Here is a 4096-nt window from a genome sequence, read left to right as displayed (position 1 = left end):
GCGGGCCCGGGCCCGGCCGGTGGCCAGCGCGAACACCAGCCAGGCGAGCAGCACGGAGAGCGCGGCGCCGCACCCGGAGGCGATCAGTGGCAGCCGGCCACCCGCGCCGGGCAGCCGCCCGCTGTCCGCCCGGGTCTCGAGCGTCCAGTACCGCTCGCCCATCGGGAACTCGTCCGCCCGGACCAGGTCCGGTTCGCCGGCGACCGGGCGGTTCACGATGGTGACCCGGCTGCCGTCGCTGTTGTGCGCGATCAGGCTGCCGGAGAGCTGGCCCTGGCTGACCGTGTCCAGGATCCGCGCGAGGAAGTCGCGGCCGCGCAGCGAGAGCAGCATCCAGCCGCGGAACTCCGGCACGTTGGCGCGGGTCCAGATCGGGGTGGCGAAGACGAAGGACTGCTGCTGCTCGGCGGCCGGCGTGGCGCGGTCCATGAGCAGGACGTACGTGTCGGAGACCGCGGTCGTGTGGATCCGCCGGGCGTCGTCCATCACGGCGGCGAGCTGCGGGACCGCGCTCAGGTCGGTGCCGCTCAGCGGCGCGCCGTCGCCGGTCAGCGACCGGGTGAGGACCGGGAACCGGTGCTCCTCGCCGCTGCCCCGCGGCCGCATGGTCAGGTCGGTGGCGCCGCGGGCCCGCCAGAGACGCTGCGCGGCGGCGATGCCGTCGGAGCGCACCGGCACGACGTACGCCACCGCGGCCGCCCCGATCAGATGGGCCTCCTCCAGCGGCGAGCTGGCGACGTCGAAGTCGTCCCAGGTCAGCTCGTCGTCGGTGGCGGTGCCGGCGGCCAGGGTCTCGAGGAGGGCGCGGTACCGGCCGATCTCGGTCTGCACCGCGGCGAGCGCCATGGCGTGCCGCTGGTCCATCACCCGCTCGGCCTTGTCCCGCTGCGCCGCCTGGAGACCGGCCGCCACCAGCGCGGTGACCAGCAGCCCCGCGATCAGCACCGTGGCGGCGAGCAGCGGACCGGCAGTCCACCGCCCCCCGTTCTCCCGTTCCTCCACCATAAGGAGCGTAAGCCGCAAAACGCCCCCGCCGACCGGTGTTCGGCCAACGGGGGCGTGTTCGCCCGCCCTACTTCCAGGTGTTGTAGCGGTACAGGTCGTGGGACTTCATGATCCCGGTGACCTTGGCGACGTACTTGGGGTCGGTGGCGTACCCCGCCTTCCACACCTCGGCGATGAACTTGTCGGCGTTCCTGGTGTGCGCGAACGCCGGGGCGTACCGCTTGTTGTTGCGCAGGAAGTGCCCGTGGTCGCGGAACGACCGGGCCATCGTGGCGTAGGTGCGGAACGCGTCAGCGGTCTCGAAGCACTTGCCGGCCTTGCTGCACTCGGTCGTCTGGTAGACGTGGCAGCCGGTGGCGTGCGGCCCGTAGTATCCGCTCTGGCACTTGATGCCGAAGTAGTTGCGGTCCGTCGCGGACAGACCGCTGCGGCCCCAGCCCGACTCCAGGATCGCCTGCGCGATGGTCACTGACGGCGGCACGCCGTACTGGCGCCAGCCCTGCTGGGCGCCGGGGACCGCGGCCTTGATGAACTGCTCGGGCGTCAGCGCGGGCGCCGGCTTTGCCGGCGGCGGCGCGGGACAGGCCTTCAGTACGGCGGAGACCACGTACGCGTGCGAGATGTACCGCCCGTCGGACAGCTTGTCCCACTGGTTGGTGGTGCTGACCGTCCCGGAGACCCGGGCGCCCGGCACCGAGCAGGCCAGCTTCAGGACCGCCCCGTTGGCGACGGTGCCGGCCGCGGCGTTCTGCGTCGACGGGCCGGTGCGGAGGTTCACCGCGCCGTCGGCGCTGCGCACCGTACCCGGCACGTAGGTGATCTTCGCCTTCGGCGCCTTGGCCGGGGCGCACCGGCTGATGCCGCGGCTGGTCCGCACGTAGCCGTGCGAGATGTACCGGCCGTCGGTGAGCCGGTCCCAGACCGCGGTCCTGCGGACCTTGCCCTGCACGGTCTGCCCGCTGACCCAGCAGGCGACCTTGATCTTCTGCCCGTCCCGCAGCGTGCCGGCCGCCTTGGCCCCCAGCGAGGGCCCCGACCGCGCCGTGAGCGTCCGGTTGACGTCGACTGTCGCCGGGACGTCCGCCGCGTACGCCGCGGCCGGCGCAGCGCCCACCCCGGTCCCGGCGGCGAGCACCAGCAAGGCGCCGGTGAGCAGTCGTCGGGTGCTGTGACTCATGAAGTCCCCTTCGTTCCGGTAGGCGTCGGTACGAAGGTCCGGTGCGGGCGTTGCGTGTTCCGGGCCCATGCGGGTGCGACTGCGTTGCCGTGCGGGACCGGTGTGGCGTACGCGATGGGGTGCTTGGAAAATCGCGGGATGGGGAAAGCGGTGACACCATGACAGCCGTCGCCCCGCGTCCCACCCGGTCCCTGCGCAGCCGGGCCGCCGCACCGCGCCGGAACACCTGGCACACCGTCACGCCGCTGCTGGTCGCCGGTGTCGCGGCCGCCGCCGCCTTCGCCGTGCACCGGGTGTTCGTGGGCACCTCGATCGGACAGCTCGTGGACACCGCCGCTATGCGCGGTGGTGACGTGGACCATCCGCGGGTGACGGAGGTGCTCAGCCGTACGCTCGAAGCCACGCAACTCGCGAGCCTGGCCCTGGTCTGCCTGCTCGCGGCGGCGTTCGGCGCGCTGCGCCGCCGCCTCGATCTCTCCATCGCGGCCGCGCTGCTGGTGGTCGGGTCGAACGTCACCGTCCAGCTGCTCAAGGCCGGACTGCACCGGCCCGAGCTGGACGACTTCCCGGCGCCGAACTCGTTCCCCAGCGGGCACGCCGCGGCCGCCGCCTCGGTGGCGTTCGTGCTGGTGCTGGTCTTCCCCCGGGCGCTGCGCGGCACCGTGGGGCTGATCGGCGCGGGCTACGTCGCGATCGTCTCGGTCGCCACCGTGTGGGCCGAGTGGCACCGCCCCAGCGACGCCATCGCCGCGGTGTTGATCGTGCTGGCCTGGGGCGCGCTGACGGTGTTCGGCGTGCGCCTGCGCCGCGCGGGCGGGATTCGGCCGCTGCACCTGCCGAACCGCCTGGTGATGGTCGTCCTCGGGATCACCGGTGCCCTCACCGCCGCGGCGAGCGTGTTCGGCGTGCTCTCCGTGGCCCTCTCCGAGCGTGCCCTTCCGGACCTGGTGTCCGGGCGGTTCGCGTTCCTGACCGGCACGGCGGGCATCGTCGCCTCCGTGGCCGGCGCGTTCATCATCTGGGTACGGCTCACCGCGGGTGAACCGCCGGCCGGCCCGCCCGTCCAGGGAGGCACGAAATGACCACCACACCCGCCGACAACACGCCCAGCGGCGCGGTCCCGCCCGGACCGGCCGGCGTCCCGGACCTGCCCGCCGCGCAGGCCGCCAAGACCGGCGGGCTGGGCGCCGCGGCCGCCGGGCCGACCGTCGTGGTCGGCTCCTACCCCGAGTACGTGCTCGCCCAGCAGGCCGTCGACCACCTCTCGGACAACAAGTTCCCGGTCGAGCGAGTCAAGATCATCGGCACCGACCTGCGGCTGGTCGAGACCGTGCTGGGCCGGCTCACCACCGGGCGCGCCGCGCTCGCCGGCGCGGCCAGCGGCGCCTGGTTCGGCCTCTTCATCGGCCTGCTCTTCGGGCTGTTCAGCGACTCCGGATGGTTCGCGGTCATCCTGACCACGGTGCTGATCGGCGCGGTCTGGGGTGCGATCTTCGGCGCCATCGCGCACGCCGCCACCGGCGGCCGGCGCGACTTCACGTCGCGCAGTTCGCTGCAGGCCGCGCAGTACGCGGTGCTGGCCGACGCGGAGGTGGCCGACGAGGCCCGCGCCCTGCTGGTCCGCCTCAACTGGCAGGCCAGCGGCGCCCAGTAGCCGGCGGAGAGCAGCGTGGGGACCCGGGGTGCGGAGCGCACCTCAAGTCCCCACGCTGATCCGGTTTCCCGTGCTCGCTTGCTCTGCTCGTTTTCCGGTGCCCGTTTTCTGGTGCTCGTTTTCTAGTGCCCGTTTTTCTAGTGCTCGGTGGAGAGCTGGTTGCGCAGCTTGGTCAGGGCCTTGGTCAGCAACCGGGACACGTGCATCTGCGAGATCCCGATCTGCTCAGCGATCTGCGACTGGGTCAGATTGCCGTAGAA

Annotated in this window: 5 protein-coding genes; 2 read left to right on the top strand and 3 right to left on the bottom strand. The window is 72.7% G+C overall.

Annotated elements, in window-relative coordinates; translation table 11 throughout:
* Both AB0F81_RS50575 and gsmA read right to left on the bottom strand, forming a co-directional pair.
* On the bottom strand, window positions 1-1002 hold a 1002-nt coding region (locus AB0F81_RS50575), incomplete at its 3' end, for a CHASE domain-containing protein (protein ID WP_360211523.1).
* Window positions 1003-1072: 70 nt separating this feature from the next.
* The gene (gene gsmA, locus AB0F81_RS50570) at window positions 1073-2182 is read right to left on the bottom strand and encodes a sporangiospore maturation cell wall hydrolase GsmA (RefSeq protein WP_360211521.1); all 1110 of its coding nucleotides are present in this window, start codon (window positions 2180-2182) and stop codon (window positions 1073-1075) included.
* 158 nt (window positions 2183-2340) lie between these two features.
* Here gsmA and AB0F81_RS50565 point away from each other — a divergent pair, with 158 nt between their 5' ends.
* Complete coding sequence (locus tag AB0F81_RS50565; protein WP_360211519.1) at window positions 2341-3264, top strand: phosphatase PAP2 family protein; 924 nt, start codon at window positions 2341-2343, stop codon at window positions 3262-3264.
* The gene (locus tag AB0F81_RS50560; protein WP_360211517.1) at window positions 3261-3836 is read left to right on the top strand and encodes a general stress protein; all 576 of its coding nucleotides are present in this window, start codon (window positions 3261-3263) and stop codon (window positions 3834-3836) included. Before AB0F81_RS50565 ends, AB0F81_RS50560 begins: the two co-directional genes overlap by 4 nt.
* 137 nt (window positions 3837-3973) lie before the next feature.
* Here the strand turns inward: AB0F81_RS50560 and AB0F81_RS50555 are convergent.
* On the bottom strand, window positions 3974-4096 hold a 123-nt coding region (locus AB0F81_RS50555; RefSeq protein WP_360211525.1), incomplete at its 5' end, for a sigma factor-like helix-turn-helix DNA-binding protein.

This window comes from Actinoplanes sp. NPDC024001 (assembly GCF_040638955.1).
Taxonomy (GTDB): domain Bacteria; phylum Actinomycetota; class Actinomycetes; order Mycobacteriales; family Micromonosporaceae; genus Actinoplanes.
The sequence above is the reverse complement of the archived record's forward strand: the minus strand, read 5'-3'. Positions and strand labels throughout refer to the sequence as shown.

Bases quoted from the DNA above. Each gene is read 5' to 3' on its own strand.
- AB0F81_RS50565 (WP_360211519.1), top strand. From the start codon at position 2,341: ATGACAGCCGTCGCCCCGCGTCCCACCCGGTCCCTGCGCAGCCGGGCC.
- gsmA (WP_360211521.1), bottom strand. From the start codon at position 2,182: ATGAGTCACAGCACCCGACGACTGCTCACCGGCGCCTTGCTGGTGCTC.
- AB0F81_RS50560 (WP_360211517.1), top strand. From the start codon at position 3,261: ATGACCACCACACCCGCCGACAACACGCCCAGCGGCGCGGTCCCGCCC.